Here is an 18,577-nt window from a genome sequence, read left to right as displayed (position 1 = left end):
TACAGATAAATATGCCCGCTTACGGCCACCTGGGGGTGGCTTTTATTATTTTTGTTATGAAATAAAAATAGATTTATTTGTCATCCCGGCTGTAAAAATCGCTATAGATTTTACATCTTCTATAGAATCGATTTTTTACAGAGGGGGGACTCAGCTTGCAGACCCAAGCAACCGCGACCAAGGAGAAAGAGAACACTTCGGGCAGCCACAAACCTTACAGCAATCCACTGACGTTCGTACGGCCAGCCGCAACAAAGCTACCGGACCCGGTAGAGATTATCCGGCGTGTCCGTCAAAATCCGGCTTCTTTGAGCCGGGAAGACAAGCTGGCGCTCCAGCGTACCTTAGGCAACCGTGCCGTGGTTCAATTGTTATCCAGCCTGAAGGATGGGCCTAAGGATGAGAAAAAAACAGATAACTCAGCAGAGGCGTCAAAGGGCGGACAAGGACAGGGAAGCCCGGAAAATACTCCGGCTGAGCGGGAGCCTGCTTTTACGGAACCGGCACAAGCAAAGCTAAAACCGCTTAGCGCTCAGACTGAACCGAAGGCGCAGCAGAATGAAAAGCCCCGCAATATAGCAAAGGTTAGCTCTGCACTCAAAGAGCAGAGTAAACCTTTGGCGAAAAGTTCACCTTCGGGCGCTAAAGCGGGTAAAGGAAAAGCAGATGAAGAGCGGCCGGACGGAAAAGAGAAAGCAGCAGCTCCTCAGGCTACAGAAACTGGGAAAGCGCAAGCGGCCGAAGCCCAAGATGCGAAGAATGTGAACGAAGGCAAAGAGTCCAAGGGAGCAAAGGAAGCAAAGTCAGAAAAAAAATCCAAGGCGGAGGATTCCAAAGGGGAATCCGCACAGAAGGGAGCACCGAAGGAACCATCCTTGGGTGAGGCCTTGGGCGCGTTGGCGGGAGAGGGGAAGGAAGAGCCGGCCAAGGCTAAGAAGGTGAACATCCACGGGGAAGATCCGGGGCAAATTCTCGGTCAGCTGACCCATGTTCAGCCCACAGAGCTCGGGGATGCCTATGCCCAGGCTGTGGATGTATCCGCAGGCGCATTAGCGAAGCAGAAGCAGAAGACCCGGCAGGGGCTGCCGGTGATTCCGACCCCTACGGGACTCAAGGGAAAAGTGCTGCAAGCCCGGAGAAAAATAGCGCCGCTGAAACATGACGTTCCGGACGGCTATAAGAGCGAACGGTCTGGCGGAAGCGCGCAACCAGGAAATCTTGGGCGAATGGACATCGGGTCTTCAGGATCAGGCGGGAATCCGGAAGCCATGTTGGGCGAAATCCGTTCTGCTGCAGCGGTGCCGCCGGAAATCAGCCTGACAGGCGAGGCGGACCCGTCCCAGCTTGAAGGCTTCAGCCAGGAGGCCTCCCAGCAGGTAGGAGCAGCCAAGCGGGCGGAGATGGGCCAGATCAGCAGTCCGTTTGGTGAAAATGACATCTATCCCGAGCCGGACGGCTCCACCCTGAAAGCCGCAGAGCTGCAAGGAGGCCATGCCCCGGGAGCCAAAAAGCTGCCTGTGCTGGGAGTGCCGGCGGACATGACTGCCGGGCTGAATCACAGCCTCGCTCCGGAAATGAAAAAGCAGCTGGGGGCCAAGCAGGCTGAATACGGCAAGGAGAAAGCAGCGTTCGACAGCAAGGTGCAGCGCTCCAAAGCAGACAGCCACGCCCAAATCCAGCAGGCGGAGGCCGAGGCCAAGGACAAGCAGCTTAACCAGCAGGCCGGGGCGAAGGCGGAAGTGGATCATCTGCGCGGCGAATGGAAAAACGAGCTGGATGCGGCCGAAGCCGACTATGCCGGTCAGGCTGGAGCCGCAGCGCAGCAGAAAAAAGGCGAGATCAACAGCGTCCGGGCGGAAAAAGAGCGCGAAGCGCAGAAAAAGCAGTCCGAAGCTGAACGGGAAGCCACCCAGGCCTACAGCAAAGCCAAGAAGGAAGCCGACGGAAAACACGAGGAAGAAAAAGCGAAGGAAGAGAAGAAGGGCGGCTTCCTCGGCTGGGTCAAAGACAAGCTCGAAGCAGTGGTCGAAGTGGTTAAAAAGGCAGTTACCTTTATTTTCGAAGGCCTCCGGAAAGCGGTTAAGTTTATTTTTGACAAAGCCAAGCAAGCCGTGCTGGGCATTATTGAACTGGGCCGCAAGCTGATCACCACGCTGATTAAAGGCCTGGGAACGCTGCTCAAAAAGCTGGTTTCGGTTGTTTTTGCCAAATTCCCTGGCATCGCCGCCAAAATATGCAGCAAAATTGACGGAGTCGTCAACAATGCGGTAAAGGCTGTCAACCAGCTGGCGCAGAAGCTCAAAACCAAAGTCACACAGGTTATGGATTTCCTGGCCGCCAAGGTGGATCAGGCGCTGGCTGCGGTGCAGAACTTCTACACCAAGCTGATCTCAACGTTAGGCCATCTTCTCATTGCTACCTTTCTGGATGTACTGTCACGGATTGGGGCGCTCGGCAAGGCGGCCAAGCGTTCGCTCAGCCATTTGGAAGGCAAGATGTGGGAGTATTTGCTGGGTGTGGACATCTCCAAGCCTATGGGGGCAGGAGCGGCCGAAGGCGGCGCCGGGCCACAGGCACAGGAGGAAGGTCAGGCTGCGGACGAGAAGCTTACGGCAGATGACATCGAAATGGAGTCGGTTGAAGAAGGAGAGCTGGACCCGGCGCTGGTGCAGGAAGCGAACCTTAAGGACGGGGAAACGAAGCAGCTTCCAGGCAGCAGCAAGCCGGCTACGATGGACAGCATTATGGCGGATTTTGATACCGGAAAAGCGGAGCAAAGCGTTGGCGGCAAGATCGCCGACGGCGCGAAGCTTCGTGCCAGCAATGCGAAAATGTTGTTTGACCAGATGAAATCGTATGTAATAAAATGGATGAAGAGTAATGGATTGAAGCTTTTGGCGGCCATCGCGGGGATATTGGTTGGCGTCGTCGCTGCCGAGATCCTCACAGGCGGGGCGATCACTGCCGCCCTTCCGATGATTATGAATCTCATCACCCTGTACCTGCAAGCAGATGCGATCAAATCCGTCGCCCAGACCCTGGTCCAAGCCTCTGGTTATATTGGCACCTACCTGAGCCAGGGCTGGCAGAAGATGATCGAGCCTGCGGCCATCGCGCTCGCCACCGCACTTGCCATGGGACTGGTTGAGCTGGCGATGGAGCTCGGGTTCAAGGCGATTGGCAAAGGGCTGAACAAAGCCGGAAAAGCCGTAAAAAACAGCATCGGAGCCGCCGGTGCGGGAGTGAGGAAGGCAGCAGGTGCAGGAGTAAAGGGCATCAAGAGCCTGCTGAAATCCGGAGCCAAGCTTGCCTCCAAGAGCGGCAGCATGATCATCCGGAGCGGCAAAATCGTGATCAAGAGCCTGCAGAAAGGGCTCATGAAGGGGGCCAAAAAGCTCAGAGTCCTGCTGGACCGGGTTCTGCAGAGGTTTAAGTTTAAGAAGTTTAAGCTGGAGCGTAAGGGCAAGCATATCCGTCTTTATGGCGAGGTTAATCCTTGGGTGCTGCTGATTGACGGTGAGTTGCGGGACATCGATGAGAAGCAACTTGAAAAGGAATTAAAGCAGCTTGAACTCGATGGTAAGAAGCCGATCAGTCTTAACGATGCGGAATATAGTAAACTTAGCAACCTAGAAGATTCAAGGCTTAAAACTATCTCAAATAGTGCAGATGGGGATAAGAGCAAAATTGATTTTGATAGTCTTAACGATGCTGTAGACGGCAACAGTAAAAAGAAGGTTACTGGGGAGACTAAAAGCACTAAGACTGGTAAGAAGATTCACAAGGAACGTGCAGACGAGCGTCGTACAAGTGGTGAGTACGATACAGTTAATGAGCCATTGAAGGATAAAGACGGGAATGACATTAAAGTTCCAAAAAGAATTGACGAAGAAGGTAATCCTTCAATTAAATATCAAAAAGCTATACCTGATGCTGTTCAAGGACCTCCAAAAGGAAATATTATTGATGATAAACCATTAGGGCGGCCAATTTCAAAAGACAAGCAAGAGATTCGCAGGTTTATTGATGCGTACACTATAAAATATGGAGAACCACCTAAACAGATAATTATAGAACGTTATGATCCACAGACAGGTGCTTCGGCAGGACAAGAGTTTTTTAATCCAGATGATTTTATGACGCACCAAAAAGGATGAGATACTAATGTACCTAGTATATGATAAAAATAATATGCAAGTAACAATCACCGATGAACAATTATTAGAAGCCTATAAACAAAAAGGTGAAGAGTTGCCCATTGAATTAATAATTGCTATGGGAGCTTCACACAATAAAATGTATGTTCCTAGATTACAAGAAGCTCTATATCATCAAACGATGCGAGTAAGAATCAAAACTATGCATAGCCTTCTCAGTATAGGTGATACTGATAGTCTCGACGCATTAAGAATAAAAGAGCAATCCATACCAGAAGAAGATTTCCTTTCATCTATCAGCGAAAAGGCAATTCTTCAATCTATAATCATCCGACTGGAGAATGGGCCTGAAGGTGCTGAAAAAGCATTTTTTAATGAGGGGGTTCATCCTGCAGTTAAAAACAAATTATTGTATAACTACTCAAGTACGATGATTCTAACACTTGAAGATGTACAGTTTGTAATTAAGGCACTAGAAGCATATGTGAATAAAAGTGAATCCTGGATGCTAAAGTTGAAAAAAACGAGCTATGAGGATGCTATTATTAAGGGTTTAGAGTCACTATGGAGAGCTTCCGAACAAAAAAAACCACTAATGGATTATGTCAGCAGTGTGTTTATTGAGAAATTAGTTGGAATAGGTTCTCAAATTTTAAAAATGAAAATAGATTCTTACGCAAAGGAGGTTATAGTAATATTTGCGAAATACTTAAAACCCCCATACGCTTATAGCATGTTAGAACCATTAGTAAATAGTAGCATTAGGGGCGACATAAAAAGGGAACTGGAAAAAACCCTGCAAATCCTTCAAATGGATAAAAGGAAGGAGGATTGAGTATATGGGGATGGAGCACAAGTGTTTTTTATTTGATACAGTTAATTTCAATAAAGAACTAAGAGAAATTATTATCCTATCTGGTGGAACAAATAATTCAGATGTCCTTATAAAATTTATAAATTCAAATCTTTCTAAAATCTGTTCGCCATATACGGGTGAGTCACTGACAGTAGATTGGGAGGATGAATTAGAGAACGGTAGCATTCAAGAACTATGCGATTTTGCAATGACAAAGTATTATTCACCAGATGAGGAAGATGGACTCTCTTATGCATGGGATGCCTTACTAGAATCGTTACGTAATTTGACTATGAATTTTAAGACGGAAATTTACATTCTCGGCAGTCCCTTAGAATCGGAGTCCTTTATACTTGATCCTGGTGGGATGGGGTTAGGGTTCGTGTATTTAGAGGATATTCCTGTTATTTACTCGGAACTAGTCGGACTAAAACAATGTTTTATGGAAAATTGCTTGACAAGCTTAAGCAACGTACTATACGAAATAGATGAAACTGAGTTAATCCATGCTTATGATAAACTTGTATTTATCTATAAAACAGCCAAAGAGATGGAGCGCGGTTTGTTAATAACTTTTTAAGGCAAACTCCAGTGCAACATGCATCAGAGACTCAGTCAGATATACACTAGGCCACAAGGTGCCCTGCACCAGACTCGGTCTAGTTTTTTCTTTCTCATGGCAACCTAAGTAGCTGCTGAGATCATCACTGCCGCCCTTCAGATGATTATGAATTTTATCACACTGTACCTGCAAGCAGATGCGATTAAATCTGTCGCCCAGACCTTGGTCCAAGCCTCTGGGTTAGATGATTTCTACAATAATTCAGCGCTTTTCTAGAAGAGTGCATTTAGGGGAGAATAAAATGGAGAAACTTATTACATTGAAAAAAATACTAAATAATATTGAACAATTCGAGTGGTCAGATGCTTTATTTCTTCCAGCTGATGAAACATGGGATTTAGATACAAAAGGTGCTATAATCGATCCAGATGATGTAGAGGATGACAGTGATGAAGTGCCTGAATTTGCTAAGAAAAATAATTTAATGTACGCTTTAGACATTCAAACTATAAAAGGAATAATTAAAAATGCTTTAGTACAAAAGGTTGAATGTACAGATGAAGATTTAATCGAGGCCTTTTTATATTATTATGATAATGACGCTTTTATAGTAACAAAATAAATAATAAATCGACTTTGAAAATGATTAGGATATTATGCTTATGTGGAGTTTAAATTGACCTTGGTTGGCTATAGGCCTTCCAAGGTTTCTTTTTTGTCGGGGCTAATTAGTACAATTCCTGACCAACAACGATTATAAGTAAAGCACTATCAAAATTCTCTCCCCAGTTGTAATCCCTCTTCCCAAAATAAGCTCGGTACTTCATGCTCCGATATCTGGAAGCCAATAAAAGTAAAATCCGATTTGTCGTGGGGTGAACTGCCAGGGATTTGTATGACAGAGAGGCGGAGCCATCTTTGTCACAGAGCTTTAGCCAGAGAAGCATCACATTATTGAGATTGGCTGCAAGCTGGATTTTGATACCCGGAAAAGCTGAGCAAAGCCTTGGCGGCAAAACGCCGACGGCGCGTTGCTACACGCTAATAATGTGAAAATGGTGTTTGACCCGTTTAAATCGCAACTAATAAAATGGATGATGAATAAAGGATGGAAGCTTTTTCCGGCCATCACCGGGATATTGGTCGGCGTAGTCGCTGCTGAGATGAGAAATTCTAATAATCAAAAAGAGTTAAAAAGATCTGTAAATGAAAATAGTAATTATTCAAATAAATAATAAAGGAGCTAAGATATCGAATGAAAGAGATAAGCGAACAGTTTAACCTTATAGAAGAACATTTATATACTATTGGATTACCAAGTAGAGACGTAGTTTACTCTGAAGTTGATATTACAAAAATTGAGGAAAAATACAACATTTCATTTCCTGAGATATATAAACTTTTTGTACTTAAATACGGAAATTCTAAATTTGAACAAGAAGTGATTTATAAATCATTAGAATTATCGCCTTGTACAGATAAAAATGGTTTTAATGCTTTTGATTCATTTTTTGGTTTTGATGGTGGCTTGGATGACGTGAGTAATAAAATTAATCAGTACTATGAAAGGATCCCCAGTTCTTTAATACCAATTGCAGACGATGGTAAAGGGAATCTTATATGTATTGGTGTCAAGGATGGGTTCTATGAGAAAATTTATTTTTGGTATCACGAAAATGAATTGATTGCAAATCTAATGCTGAATGAAAAAAAATACGGAAATATTAGTTTAGATGATTATTGGGAAAACGTTTTTTTAGTTTCAGATAGTTTTGTTGATTTTATAAGAAGTTTTGAAGTTGAACAGGTAGAAGAAGGCCAAAAAGTTGAATTGAAAATTGTAAAAGAAAGAATGAATACTGACTTTATAGCTAATATGTTAGCCGCTAGAGCAGAATTGGAGGCTAAAGAAAAGGAAAGAAAGGATAAGAAAAATGGCAAGGGCTGAAATTAGGCTATAGGATGCTCTATAAGATTTTCTCAACCTTAACCTTTGTTAGTGCTAATACTCACAGGTCGATTCCAGTCCAATGACTGAATAATCGACCTTATTTTTTCTTTTTCGTCTAAATAACTCTTCAGGGGGAATCTTCCAATTATCATCAACCTGATCACCCTGTACCTGCAAGCAGATGCGATCAAATCCGTCGCCCAGACCCTGGTCCAAGCCTCTGGTTATATTGGCACCTACCTGAGCCAGGGCTGGCAGAAAATGATCGAGCCTGCGGCCATCGCGCTCGCCACCGCACTTGCCATGGGACTGGTTGAGCTGGCGATGGAGCTCGGGTTCAAGGCGATTGGCAAAGGGCTGAACAAGGCCGGAAAAGCCGTAAAAAAACAGCATCGGAGCCGCTGGTGCGTGAGTGTAATTTTAGAGCTAAGTACTGGAGAAAGAGAGCTAAGGAAACTACAGTTACTGAGCATGATGATTTTATACTCTGGAGGGAAAAAAATGATTTATGAAAAGCTAGAGAGTTTAATTCAAGAGAATTCTGACGAGGGCGATTTTACGGGTGGAATTACTGCAGAAGAAGTGATAAGAATTGAATACGCCTTAAATGTTGAATTCCCACAAAGCTACAGATGGTTCTTGGAAAACTATGGTTCGGGCGGGCTGTTTGGCGTAGATATACTTGGTTGTGGTAAATCTGCTCCTTCAGTTGTTTCAAAAACAGAAAAACTTCGAAATCTTGGAATGCCGTATGGATATATTGTCATTGAGGATTGTGAAGAGTTTTTTTATTGTCTTGATACTACTGATATTTCGAATGAGGAGTGTTCTGTAATATCTTGGGATAGAATGTCAGGGTTTAATGGAAAACGCGCCGATAATTTTTATGAGTTCTTGTTCGAAAGACTTAGTGACGCTAAAGAGAATTGGGAGGAAGACTAGCAGATTAATAACATGAAACTATAGTGGTTTGGCCACCCCGGTGTGAACGCACCGGGATGGCTTTTCTTTTGCTTTTTTTCTCCGAAATAACACTATTAAAATTCCCCTCCCCCAGTTGTAAACCCCCTCCCCAAACTTACTTTATATATGAACAAGAAAATATAGAGTGAGGACATAAACAGGCGATGAAATTCAAAAAATTGGCCAGAACCTTTCGTCAGGAAACACCGGAAGCCGGGTGTGCAGAACGAGAAGCTGCACCTGTCCTTGATCCAGCGCCCGCTCATACTCTGGTTCTTGACGCCTCTCCCGGACAGGAGAGCTGCGAGCCCGCCCAACCCTACACCTCCAACCACGAACATCTGGCGGAGGAGCTCCAGCGTCTGGATCTTCGGCTCAAGCTCAGCATGCTTGAGGCTGGGCAGCTTGACTCCGAGCTGGCTCTCATGAACGGGGAGATCCGCAGCCTGCTGGATGCCCAGTCAGCGGATGAGGACGACGGGAATCTCCTAACCGTAAAGCTAAGCATGCTGGAGCAGCGCATCGCTGCCAGGCTGGAGGCCAGCAGCGGGCAAGAGGTCCAGCTGATGCTGCCGCAGGTGGCCTCCTCGCTGAACCTGTCCGGGCTTGAGGTAAGTATCCTTGTGGCTTGCCTCGCGCCTGAGCTGGACCGGAAATATGCGCGCATTTACGCTTTTCTGCAGAATGATATGTCAGATCAGCGTCCTACGGCCGGCTTTGTCCTGGGATTGTTTACCGGGTCAGCGGAAGAGAGACTAGCGGCACGTCTGCTCTTTGACGCGAATGCGCCGCTGATGAAGCTCCTGCTGGAGCGGAGGGGGAATACGGCGACAGCCGCATACCGCTGATTGCCAGACCCCTGAAGCTGGAGGATTGGACGGTGAATATGCTGCTCGGCTATGAGGTGCTGGACGAGCGCTTGGCGAAGGTAGCGAGCCTCAGCACTCTGGCGATTCCGCAGCAGGCCGGCTTTCCTGAAGAGCTGGAGCAGAGCCTGCTGCGGTTTGTGAAGCATTACAGCAGCGGCAAGGAACGCAGAACCGGCAGCCTGCTGTACTGCAGCGGCCCGGATGAAGCCGGAAAGCTGAGCGGCATCAGAGAAGTCTGCGGCAAGCTGGGGTTATCCGTACTGGTTGCCGATATGGAGAAGCTGCTGCTTCCCGAGGCGGATTTCAGCGAAATACTGAGGCTGCTTGGACGGCATACGCTGCTGGAGAACGCGGCCCTCTGCTTCACAGGTTTCGACAGCATAGTGACAGAGGATGACCGCCACCTGCTGAAACGGCGGCTTTTGATGGAGATGCTGGAGGCTTATGTGCCTCTAACCTTTATCCTTGGGGAAGCACAGTGGGGGATAAGCTTAACCGGGGTCCAATTGAATTTCATGCAGATTGACTTCCCTGTTCCCGATGAGGCAGCGCGCAAGCAGGCGTGGACCACCTTCGGCCAGGAATACCGGCTGTCTCCACAGATGGATCTGGCAGATATCAGCGGCAGCTTCCGCTTTACTTCCGGACAGATCCGGGCCGCGCTGGCCGGTGGCGAGAATATCGCCGTATGGAATGGCTCCAGCGGGGCCGAGGTTAGCGTGAGTGACCTGTACCAGGCATGTTACTTCCAGTCCAGCCGCAAAATCCAGGCGCTGGCGACGAAGATCCGCGCCATGTATACCTGGGACATGCTGGTGCTCCCCGGCGAGCAGCTAAGCCAGCTGCGGGAAATCTGCCGCCAGGTGAAGTACCGTCCGCTGGTCTATGGAGAGTGGGGCTTTGCGGGACGGCTGTCTCTGGGCAGGGGGCTTAACATCCTGTTTTCCGGACCTCCCGGCTCCGGGAAGACAATGGCAGCCGAGGTGATCGCGACGGAGCTGAACCTGGAAATCTACAAAATCGATGTCTCGCAGATTGTGAGCAAATACATCGGGGAGACGGAGAAGAATTTGTCGCGGATTTTTGACGAAGCCGAGACCTCCAACGCCATTCTCTTTTTTGATGAAGCCGATGCCTTGTTCGGCAAGCGTTCAGAGGTCAAGGATGCCCATGACCGGTATGCGAATGTGGAAATCAGCTATTTGCTGCAGAAGATGGAGGAGTATACGGGGATCGTGATTCTGGCGACCAATTTGAATCAGAACCTGGACGATGCCTTTGCGCGCAGACTGCATTTCAAGCTGGAGTTCCCGTTCCCGGAAAAAAAGCAGCGCGGGCTGATCTGGCGGGGATGTTCCCCGGGGAGCGCCGCTTGATCCTGACATGGACTATGATTTCATGGCCGACAAGTTCATCCTGGCCGGCGGCAATATCAAGAACATTGCCTTGAACGCCGCCTTTTACGCCGCGCATGAGGGCTGTCCCATCGGGATGAAGCAGATCATGCTGGCCGCCAAGCGGGAATATCTCAAGCTGGGCAGAACCTTTTTGCAATCGGATTATGCCCCGTATCACAAACTGATCGAGGTGAAATAAGCATGGCCGTGGATACCGGTACGGTAATAAGAGATGTCAGCACCAGCCTGAAGGCACTGCTGAAGGCGAATGTACCTGAGCTGAACGATGACAGCTTCATCAGCTTCGGCTCTCCAAGCGACATTGACAGCTCGACGATGAAGCTCTCGATGTGCCTGTATTATTTGAGCCACAGCCCGAGCATGCGCAACAGTGAGAAGGAAGAGATCGGCGGCACGAACGAGTTCTTGTATCCGCCGGCTTATCTGGATTTATATTATCTGCTCACCCCCTATGCCAAGGACAGAGAAACCGAGCAGCTTATACTGGGCAGAATCTTTCAGCTGTTCCATGAGCACCCGGTGCTTAGCGGCTCCGACCTGAGAGGCAATCTTGCCGAATGCGGCAATGAGAAGATCCGGATCTCCTATAACAACCTGACCATTCAGGATATTAAGCAGCTATGGGAGGTTTTTCCCGGGAAGCCGGCCAAGGTGAGCCTGTCCTATCTGGTATCGCCGGTAAGGCTGCCTGCGGATAAGAAGATCATAATTCCACGGGTACAGGTAAAGGATCTGGGCATTCACCCCATTTAAATAGACAGGCCCAGGTTTCTTCTTTGAAAGGAGTGATTCATGGAGGGAACCCGCTGCAAGGCATCCAAAAAAGCGGATTTTCCGCAAAATTCAGCAGATGCTGCAAAAGAAGCATATGCGAACAAAACTTAGGCATATGCTTTCGAAGCGAGTTTTGCCGAAGCAATCTCAACGCAGCATATGCGAACAAAACTTTTAGGAGGGTATGAGATGGCAAATTATTTATCGCCAGGCGTGTATGTAGAGGAAGTCTCAAGCGGTGTCAAGCCGATTGCCGGCGTAGGCACATCTGTAGGGGCGTTTGTAGGGATCGCAGAAAAAGGTGTGATCGGCAAAGCGGTGCTAATCACGAATTGGAGCCAATTCGTCAATGAATTCGGCCAATTTATCCCGAATGGCTATCTGGCTTATGCCGTGTATAACTTTTTTGCGGAAGGAGGCACCTCCTGCTACGTGGTAAGAGCGGCTTCTAAGGATATTCAGCCTGCATCTCTAACCATCAAAGACACGGATAACCTGGATCTGTTCAAGGTGGTTGCACGCTCGGAAGGAAAATGGGGCAACCGGATTTCGGTGAAGATCAGCCAGTCCTCCAACAAGCAGCAGTTTGGCTTCAAAATGGTTGTCCAGTATTTGCTGGACAGCAGCTTCAACGATGAATACACCGGGGAAGATGAAGACGGCAAAATCGTCGAGGTTTTTGATAACATGCTGCTGATCAATTTTGAGGAGAAGGTGAATCAGGTTTCCGCATTTGTCAGTGTGAAGCCGCTGGTCGATCTGACCATTCTGGAAAATATGGAAAAAACACCGGCCTTCAACGAAACAGCCCTGTCGCTCAGCGGCGGTGTGAACGGAATGTCTCCGATCGATTTCCTGGGGGATTCAGCCAGCCGGGCGGGTATCCACGCTTTTGACACCATTGACGGCATCAACATTGTGGCTGCTCCGGACCTTGCGGATATGGCTTATAGCCGGGGCACGATCCTGGACATGCTCAATTACTGCAAGCTGAGAAAAGACTGCATCTTCATTGTTGACCCTCCGCACGGGCTGAGTCCGCTGGAAGTAAAGGATTTCAAGGAAGGTGCAGGCAACTATTCCGGCAATTCGTTCAATACTTCTTACGGTGCCCTGTACTATCCTTGGGTCTACATTAACGATCCGCTCACAGGCAAGCAAAAGCTCGTGCCGCCGTCAGGCGCAATTGCCGGTACTTATGCTTATGTCGATTCCGTGCGCGGTGTCCACAAAGCACCCGCAGGTACAACGGACGGCTATCTTGATTCCGTGGTTGGCATTGAGAAAATCATCACCAAAGCGGAGCAGGAGCTGCTCAATCCGGACGGCATCAACGTGATCCGCTCCCTGCCGGAAGGCATTTGCGTATGGGGGGCCAGAACCCTGTCCTCCGATTCCGAATGGAATTATGTCAACGTCCGGCGTCTGCTGATGTATATTGAGGAATCGCTGGATGAGGGCAGCCAATGGGTTGTTTTTGAACCGAATGATCCCAGCCTGTGGGGCAAGGTGAAGCGCAACCTGACAGCTTTCCTGACGCGGGTCTGGAGAGACGGAGCCTTGTACGGGACTACGCAGGAAGAAGCCTTTTTCGTCAAAGTGGACGAGGAGAACAATCCTCCTTCTGTGCGGGATGTCGGCCAGCTGATTATTGAAGTCGGCGTGGCACCGGTCAAGCCTGCGGAATTCGTAGTCATTCGGGTCAGCCAAAAAACCCTATCCAAATAAGAGATTGAGAGGAGATTTATTCTATGGCAACCGGCAAAAGATTGGACCCCTGACCGCAATTACCGCTTCCGCGTTGTGATTGACGGCATTCAAACCGCAGCATTTGCTGACGCGACAATTCCGGATACCTCTACAGAAGCTGTGGATTACCGCGAGGGCATAGATGCTCCGCATGCACGCAAGCTGTCGGGACTGACCAAATTCGGGAACATCACCTTGAAAAAGGGTCTTACCGACTCCCTGGAGCTCTACAACTGGCGCAAGTCGATTGAAGACAAGGGGGCACTGAAAAACCGCAAGAGCTTGTCGATTATCCTGGTGGATGAAGAAGGCAATGACAAGGCGCAGTGGGATATCCTCGAAGCCTGGCCGATCAAATATGATGTCAGCGCATTAAGCGCCAAGGGAAACGAAGTCTCCGTAGAATCGATGGAACTGGTGCATGAAGGTGTGCGCAGAGTGAAATAGTTTCCTTCCCTCATTCTCGCTTAGAATTTGATGCAATACGCCAAAACATGAAATGGACGGTATGGGGATCAAATTCACCGGTGGGAATGCCGGACGGAAGCATAGGCACGGGAATTTTCAGAAGAAGAAGCGAGGGAGAACATGGAACTTTTGCAAACGGAATTCAGCTTTACGCTGCCTAAAGGATATGTGGATGAAGCAGGCACGCTGCATAAGCAGGGCACCATGCGTCTGGCAACTGCTGCGGATGAAATTACACCGCTCCGGGATTCCCGGGTCCAGCAGAACCCGGCTTATCTGACGGTGATTCTGCTCTCCAGAGTGGTAACCAGCCTGGGCGGGCTCAGCATGATCACGCCGAGAGTAATTGAAGAGCTGTACACTTCGGATTTTGCTTATTTGCAGGATATGTATAACCGGATTAATCAGAACGGCTCCAATACGGTTCATACAAAATGCCCCAAATGCGAGCAGCCGTTTGAGCTTGAACTGGAATCGCCGGGGGAATAGTCGGCTACCCCCTTGACCGCCTCTACGAGGAGGTAGCCTTTCTAACCTACTATCTGCATTGGGACTATGCGGCTGTGCTGAACCTGGAGCATCCTGAACGGAACCGCTGGTGCAGTGAAGTCAGCAAAATCAACCAAAAGCTGGGTGGCGGGGAAGAGAAGAAGAACTTCTTTGAGGCTTAGGAGGATAACATGAAGGCAAATATTTTAAATATCGGCGCGAAAAGCAATTGGGTGCCCGGTTACAGGGAAGATCCCTATCTTGCCTTTAACTTCATTGTGGAGATCGACGGGATCTCTGTCGCCGGGTTCTCCGAGGTTTCCGGCCTTAGTATTGAGACCCAGGTGGAACGCAAAACATTCGGCGGAGAGAATCATAAGGAATTTGTTTTTCTCGGACAGACCAAATACTCAGATCTGACGCTGAAAAATGGGGTCACCAACGACGAATATCTGTGGAACTGGTATCAGAATGTGGTTAATGGAGTGGTCAAACGGCGCAGCGGGTCCATCTGTCTGCTGGATCATTCTGGCACGCCAAAAGTGTGGTGGAACTTTATCGAGGCTTGTCCCATCAAGTGGGAAGGACCGGCATTCAGCGCCAGCAGCAGTGCGGTGGCGGTGGAGAGTCTGGTTCTGACCCATAACGGGCTGTACAGGTACCGGTAATGATCCGGAGCATTCGGACAACGGCTTCCCCTGCCAACGACAAGCAAATGGATTTCATCCAGGCCATTCTGGGGAAGTACGGCATAACCCGACGGCGGAGCCGGTTTCAGAGCCTGATCCTGCGGCAATATCCTTTGCTGTTCGCGGAGCCGGAAGCAGTCAAGCCTGCTGATACGGTTATTAATAACATTCATCCTGTTAAGGAAATGCATATTCATCATTCCATTTATCCTCCCATAACGCAGGTTATGACGGGTCCGGGGACAGTAAACCGAGTGCTGTACACCACTCAAGGCAGCGGTGGAGCTGGAATCGGCAGTGTACAAGGCAAAAGCCGCCCGGCTGCCGGAAACCAGAACCTCATCCATGGATTACAGGGGAGAGTGTGGAAGCAGCAAAACACTGGACATCCTGTAACAAGGGGATATCGTACTCTTGATCCTGCCGGAAGTGCAGTGGAGTCCGTAACCGTTCAGGTTGCCAAGAGGAATCAGGAGCGGACAGATGGCACGCCGTTGTCTTACCTTCCGCCAATGCCGGCAGCGGCTCCGGCCGGAACGGATCTGGCAGGACGGCGCATTGGAAGCAGACTTGTGCCTTATTCCGGAGATTCCCGGCAGAGGGAATCCCTTACGGGCAGGGTGCCTCAGCATATGCCCGCAGCTCATGGTCAGCTGCAGACGCTGCGGACCTACATCCTGCATCAAAGCGTTGACACTGTAAACATTGAGCAGCCTATGAGGCAGAGGCTTGATCCGGCGGCGATCCGGCATGATCAGGCTGGGCCGCCAACAATGGCGCTGAGCCATCGCGGGGCAGGCTCAGGCTTAGCCGGGGCAGCAGTGGAAGCACAGCCTGGCACTCCATCCTTCAGGCCAAGTCCAGGCCCCCGGTCCTTGGTAAGCCCCAATCTTCACCTGGGCTTAGGACAGAGGCTGGCGGCTGCGCTGGACAAGCTGGAGAGCCGGTCTGAGCGTCTGAACCCGCTGTCCGCTGAACCTGCGGCAGTGCATGACGGGCTGCAGCAGCCGGACGTCCTGCCCCTTCAGCTTCTTGCGGTTCCGTCAGAACCCCGGTCGATGGTTCAGCGGCATTCTTCCGCCCGGTTAAGCAGCGCAGTACGGCCAGCATATACAGGGGGCTTACTTTCAGTTGCACCACAGAATGGCTTGATCCACATAGCCAAGGGGCAAGCGGTGCCTTCGCCTCCGAAGGGAAGAGGTCCCGGAGGCAGGCTCATCACAGCCAGGCCTGAACAAGAAGAATACCTTCAGCCCGCAGGCAGATACAGCAGCCTTATTCTGCGGAAACCAGCACCCAAGGCTGCCCGGCCGGAGCCGGTTCAGCAGTGGCCGGAGCCGGTTCCTCAGGAACGGGCTGCCCCGCCTGCTTCCCAGTCTTTCCCCAAGGCAGCGGCCCCTGCTGCAAAAATGGATGCTGCGGAGCTGAGTCAGCTGGCTGAACGGGTCTATCAGGTGCTCGAAAAGAAAATGGCGGTCCGCAAGGATCGGAGGGGGCTTAGATAATGGCGGAGAAAGCGAAGATTATTCCTCTGGATATGCCCGTTGGAGCCATTGAGGTGATGTTCAACCCCAATGAGTACACCGTTTCCTTCGAAGGGAAATATACCGGGGAGAAGAATAACAAGCAATTCCAAATCACGGAAACCCCTGAACTCAAGGTTTCTTTATTCTATGACACTTATGAGAAGCGCACGGATGTGCGCAAGAAGACCAAGCTGCTAACCTCGCTGCTTGACCCCAAAGTAAGCGGAAAAAATACGAAAAAGCCGCCGGTGTGCCTGTTTGTGTGGGGCGGGTTCACCTACCGCGGCCTTCTCAGCAAGATCGAGCAGAAGTTCACGATGTTCATGGAGAACGGCACACCGGTCCGCTCTCTGCTCGATGTTACCTTTATCACAGAAGAGTCGGACAAAACCGTTGAAGACAACCGGGGTCTGAATGCCTGCCGGAAGCTGTGGGTAGTCAAAAGCGGGGACCGGCTGGATCTGATCGCCAATGAAGCGCTGAAGGAGCCTCTGGCGTGGCGCAGGATTGCCGAGCTGAACAAGATTGTCAATCCAATCGGCTTTCCTGGAAAAAACGATATCGGGAGGACCTTGGTCATCCCGGATTAAGGCGGGGATTGCATGGGCACCAGTGTAGCGAATTATAAGGTTGAGCTGAATGGAAGCAAGCTGTCCGCAGAACTGGCTGCGGCGGTGGAGGGGGTCACGCTGGAAGATGAGATTAATCTGCCGGCTTTATTTTCCATTCAGATGAATATGGTCAATTCCGGGAGCGGCATGTGGCGGGGAACCGATCTCAAGAGTATCAAGCCGGGGGACAAGGTGAAGCTTTCACTTGGACTCGACAAGCTCCAGCCGATGATCAGCGGGGAGATTACCGCGCTGGATCTGAATTTTGGGAGCATTCCGTGCTGGACATCCGCGGGTACGACCTGCTGCACAGGCTTCGCATGGGAACGAGAAGCAAAGCTTTTCTGAAGAAAAAGGACAGCGACATCGCTTCAGAGATCGCCAAAGAGCATGGACTGACCCCTGTGGTAGACGATACTGGAACCGTGTATCCCTACATATTCCAGAATAATCAGAGCAATTACGAGTTTCTGCTAGAACGGGCGGCCATGCTCGATTATGAGCTCTATGCGGATGACAAGAAGCTGTATTTCGTCAAGTCAAGGTCGGTGAAAGCCCCCGGTCTGCCGGAGCTGAGCTTCAAGAAGGATTTTGAACGGCTGAGTCTGGAGCTGCGGGCGCTTACCCGGGGAGCAAAGTGAAGGTAAAGGGCTGGGACGTGAAGGAAAAGAAGGAGCTGGAAGCCGAAGCGAAGACCGGAGACGAGACGACCAAGATGGGCGGGACAGAATCCGGCTTTTCTTTAAGCGCCAAAGCTATTGAGGAATCGCCGGTCGCCATCATGGCGGAGCATCTGCTCGATATGAGCGAGGCCAAAACATTGGCTTCCGCCGCCTACAACAGCCGCCTGCGCGACTTCATCGCCGGTGAGGGCATGTGCTGGGGAAATCCGCAGCTCCGGGCAGGCCAGACAGTGAAGCTGCTCGGCCTGGGCGACCGCTTCAGCGGCATCTATTATATTGTATCCACGGTTCACAAGATAGACAGCAAGGGTTATACAACGACTTTTAGGGTAAAGAGGACTGGCCTATGAATGAGGGACCTGGAATTACCAATTTTGCCGACAGCATGATTAACGAGGGACGCATCTTCGGAGTGATGGTGGGAATTGTCATTAACAATGACTCCGCGAACCATGCGGATAAACCCGGACCCGGCCGGGTAAAGGTAAAGATCCCGCTGATGGGCATGCCGGAATCCAACTGGGCCCGGATGGCTTCATGGATGGCCGGGAAGGAGCGGGGGGCTTTTTGCCTGCCTGAGGTGGATGATGAGGTGCTGGTGGTTTTTGAGAATGGAGATGTCAACCGCCCCTATGTGATCGGGTCCTTGTGGAACGGGAAGGATACACCGCCGGAGACCAACAAGGACGGCAAAAACAATATCCGTATGTTCAAATCCCGCAGCGGACACATTCTGCAGTTTGCCGATACCGAGGGAAAGAGAACATTACGCTTACTTCCGCCAAAGGTCATGTAATCAAGCTGGATGACAA

General features: G+C 49.8%; 22 protein-coding genes. All 22 read left to right on the top strand.

All coding sequences use genetic code 11. The features are described 5' to 3' along the window. Positions 1–155: 155 nt before the first annotated feature. The 22 genes from JI735_RS29220 (at position 156) to JI735_RS29115 (ending at position 18,561) form a co-directional block, all read left to right on the top strand. Positions 156–4,157, top strand: a complete 4,002-nt coding sequence (locus tag JI735_RS29220) for an HNH endonuclease (RefSeq protein WP_233476105.1) — start codon at positions 156–158, stop codon at positions 4,155–4,157. 7 nt (positions 4,158–4,164) lie between these two features. Then, positions 4,165–4,992 carry a HEAT repeat domain-containing protein gene (locus JI735_RS29215; RefSeq protein ID WP_039837796.1) on the top strand — a complete coding sequence of 276 codons (828 nt, stop codon included), beginning with the start codon at positions 4,165–4,167 and terminating at the stop codon, positions 4,990–4,992. A 4-nt stretch (positions 4,993–4,996) separates the two neighbouring features. After that, positions 4,997–5,593 carry a hypothetical protein gene (locus tag JI735_RS29210; RefSeq protein ID WP_039837795.1) on the top strand — a complete coding sequence of 199 codons (597 nt, stop codon included), beginning with the start codon at positions 4,997–4,999 and terminating at the stop codon, positions 5,591–5,593. A 283-nt stretch (positions 5,594–5,876) separates the two neighbouring features. Continuing rightward, positions 5,877–6,197, top strand: a complete 321-nt coding sequence (locus tag JI735_RS29205; RefSeq protein ID WP_046504571.1) for a DUF7716 domain-containing protein — start codon at positions 5,877–5,879, stop codon at positions 6,195–6,197. 427 nt (positions 6,198–6,624) lie between these two features. Then, complete coding sequence (locus tag JI735_RS29200) at positions 6,625–6,810, top strand: hypothetical protein (RefSeq protein WP_202676689.1); 186 nt, start codon at positions 6,625–6,627, stop codon at positions 6,808–6,810. 20 nt (positions 6,811–6,830) lie between these two features. Next, a complete protein-coding gene (locus JI735_RS29195; RefSeq protein WP_051052102.1) occupies positions 6,831–7,523 on the top strand; it encodes an SMI1/KNR4 family protein in 693 nt (230 codons plus the stop codon). Positions 7,524–7,787: 264 nt separating this feature from the next. Continuing rightward, entirely contained in the window at positions 7,788–8,468 is a 681-nt protein-coding gene (locus JI735_RS37555; protein ID WP_325175552.1) for an SMI1/KNR4 family protein, read from the top strand. A gap of 185 nt (positions 8,469–8,653) precedes the next feature. Further along, positions 8,654–9,337: a hypothetical protein gene (locus tag JI735_RS29185; protein WP_202676688.1), complete on the top strand. Its 684-nt coding sequence runs from the start codon at positions 8,654–8,656 to the stop codon at positions 9,335–9,337. 38 nt (positions 9,338–9,375) lie between these two features. Further along, entirely contained in the window at positions 9,376–10,734 is a 1,359-nt protein-coding gene (locus JI735_RS29180) for an ATP-binding protein (RefSeq protein WP_233476530.1), read from the top strand. Positions 10,735–10,741: 7 nt separating this feature from the next. Next, entirely contained in the window at positions 10,742–10,954 is a 213-nt protein-coding gene (locus JI735_RS29175) for a hypothetical protein (RefSeq protein WP_202676686.1), read from the top strand. Between the two features lie 2 nt (positions 10,955–10,956). After that, entirely contained in the window at positions 10,957–11,529 is a 573-nt protein-coding gene (locus tag JI735_RS29170) for a Pvc16 family protein (protein ID WP_020433767.1), read from the top strand. Between the two features lie 210 nt (positions 11,530–11,739). Continuing rightward, positions 11,740–13,278 (top strand): phage tail sheath family protein, encoded by a 1,539-nt coding sequence (locus tag JI735_RS29165; protein WP_039837788.1) that lies wholly within the window; start codon positions 11,740–11,742, stop codon positions 13,276–13,278. A gap of 75 nt (positions 13,279–13,353) precedes the next feature. Further along, positions 13,354–13,746: a phage tail protein gene (locus JI735_RS29160; RefSeq protein WP_233476104.1), complete on the top strand. Its 393-nt coding sequence runs from the start codon at positions 13,354–13,356 to the stop codon at positions 13,744–13,746. Between the two features lie 141 nt (positions 13,747–13,887). Next, positions 13,888–14,256 (top strand): hypothetical protein, encoded by a 369-nt coding sequence (locus JI735_RS29155; protein WP_039791015.1) that lies wholly within the window; start codon positions 13,888–13,890, stop codon positions 14,254–14,256. Then, the gene (locus JI735_RS37550; protein ID WP_197545464.1) at positions 14,241–14,438 is read left to right on the top strand and encodes a DUF6760 family protein; all 198 of its coding nucleotides are present in this window, start codon (positions 14,241–14,243) and stop codon (positions 14,436–14,438) included. Before JI735_RS29155 ends, JI735_RS37550 begins: the two co-directional genes overlap by 16 nt. A 9-nt stretch (positions 14,439–14,447) precedes the next feature. Further along, positions 14,448–14,924, top strand: a complete 477-nt coding sequence (locus JI735_RS29145) for a phage tail protein (RefSeq protein ID WP_020433762.1) — start codon at positions 14,448–14,450, stop codon at positions 14,922–14,924. Continuing rightward, a complete protein-coding gene (locus JI735_RS29140) occupies positions 14,924–16,450 on the top strand; it encodes a hypothetical protein (protein ID WP_202676685.1) in 1,527 nt (508 codons plus the stop codon). The genes JI735_RS29145 and JI735_RS29140 overlap by 1 nt, the downstream gene beginning before the upstream one ends. Further along, a complete protein-coding gene (locus JI735_RS29135; RefSeq protein WP_020433760.1) occupies positions 16,450–17,061 on the top strand; it encodes a CIS tube protein in 612 nt (203 codons plus the stop codon). The genes JI735_RS29140 and JI735_RS29135 overlap by 1 nt, the downstream gene beginning before the upstream one ends. A 12-nt stretch (positions 17,062–17,073) precedes the next feature. Further along, the gene (locus JI735_RS29130; RefSeq protein ID WP_202676684.1) at positions 17,074–17,430 is read left to right on the top strand and encodes a hypothetical protein; all 357 of its coding nucleotides are present in this window, start codon (positions 17,074–17,076) and stop codon (positions 17,428–17,430) included. Next, the gene (locus tag JI735_RS29125; RefSeq protein WP_233476103.1) at positions 17,361–17,723 is read left to right on the top strand and encodes a phage late control D family protein; all 363 of its coding nucleotides are present in this window, start codon (positions 17,361–17,363) and stop codon (positions 17,721–17,723) included. The genes JI735_RS29130 and JI735_RS29125 overlap by 70 nt, the downstream gene beginning before the upstream one ends. Next, positions 17,720–18,115 (top strand): phage late control D family protein, encoded by a 396-nt coding sequence (locus tag JI735_RS29120; RefSeq protein WP_202676682.1) that lies wholly within the window; start codon positions 17,720–17,722, stop codon positions 18,113–18,115. Before JI735_RS29125 ends, JI735_RS29120 begins: the two co-directional genes overlap by 4 nt. Next, positions 18,112–18,561, top strand: coding sequence for a phage baseplate assembly protein V (locus JI735_RS29115; RefSeq protein WP_202676681.1), 450 nt, complete (start codon positions 18,112–18,114; stop codon positions 18,559–18,561). Before JI735_RS29120 ends, JI735_RS29115 begins: the two co-directional genes overlap by 4 nt. The last annotated feature ends 16 nt before the right edge of the window (positions 18,562–18,577 follow it).

The organism is Paenibacillus sonchi (genome assembly GCF_016772475.1).
Classification (GTDB): domain Bacteria; phylum Bacillota; class Bacilli; order Paenibacillales; family Paenibacillaceae; genus Paenibacillus_AQ; species Paenibacillus_AQ sonchi.
Note: the sequence above shows the minus strand (reverse complement) of the source record. Positions and strands in the feature narration are given on the sequence as shown.

Excerpts from the sequence above, each read along its gene's own strand:
- JI735_RS37555 (WP_325175552.1), top strand. The coding sequence starts at position 7,788 with ATGATCGAGCCTGCGGCCATCGCGCTCGCCACCGCACTTGCCATGGGA.
- JI735_RS29130 (WP_202676684.1), top strand. The coding sequence starts at position 17,074 with ATGGGCACCAGTGTAGCGAATTATAAGGTTGAGCTGAATGGAAGCAAG.
- JI735_RS29135 (WP_020433760.1), top strand. The coding sequence starts at position 16,450 with ATGGCGGAGAAAGCGAAGATTATTCCTCTGGATATGCCCGTTGGAGCC.
- JI735_RS29215 (WP_039837796.1), top strand. The coding sequence starts at position 4,165 with ATGTACCTAGTATATGATAAAAATAATATGCAAGTAACAATCACCGAT.
- JI735_RS29195 (WP_051052102.1), top strand. The coding sequence starts at position 6,831 with ATGAAAGAGATAAGCGAACAGTTTAACCTTATAGAAGAACATTTATAT.
- JI735_RS29165 (WP_039837788.1), top strand. The coding sequence starts at position 11,740 with ATGGCAAATTATTTATCGCCAGGCGTGTATGTAGAGGAAGTCTCAAGC.
- JI735_RS29180 (WP_233476530.1), top strand. The coding sequence starts at position 9,376 with ATGCTGCTCGGCTATGAGGTGCTGGACGAGCGCTTGGCGAAGGTAGCG.
- JI735_RS29205 (WP_046504571.1), top strand. The coding sequence starts at position 5,877 with ATGGAGAAACTTATTACATTGAAAAAAATACTAAATAATATTGAACAA.
- JI735_RS29145 (WP_020433762.1), top strand. The coding sequence starts at position 14,448 with ATGAAGGCAAATATTTTAAATATCGGCGCGAAAAGCAATTGGGTGCCC.
- JI735_RS29185 (WP_202676688.1), top strand. The coding sequence starts at position 8,654 with ATGAAATTCAAAAAATTGGCCAGAACCTTTCGTCAGGAAACACCGGAA.
- JI735_RS29155 (WP_039791015.1), top strand. The coding sequence starts at position 13,888 with ATGGAACTTTTGCAAACGGAATTCAGCTTTACGCTGCCTAAAGGATAT.
- JI735_RS29140 (WP_202676685.1), top strand. The coding sequence starts at position 14,924 with ATGATCCGGAGCATTCGGACAACGGCTTCCCCTGCCAACGACAAGCAA.
- JI735_RS29170 (WP_020433767.1), top strand. The coding sequence starts at position 10,957 with ATGGCCGTGGATACCGGTACGGTAATAAGAGATGTCAGCACCAGCCTG.
- JI735_RS29115 (WP_202676681.1), top strand. The coding sequence starts at position 18,112 with ATGAATGAGGGACCTGGAATTACCAATTTTGCCGACAGCATGATTAAC.
- JI735_RS29210 (WP_039837795.1), top strand. The coding sequence starts at position 4,997 with ATGGGGATGGAGCACAAGTGTTTTTTATTTGATACAGTTAATTTCAAT.
- JI735_RS29175 (WP_202676686.1), top strand. The coding sequence starts at position 10,742 with ATGGACTATGATTTCATGGCCGACAAGTTCATCCTGGCCGGCGGCAAT.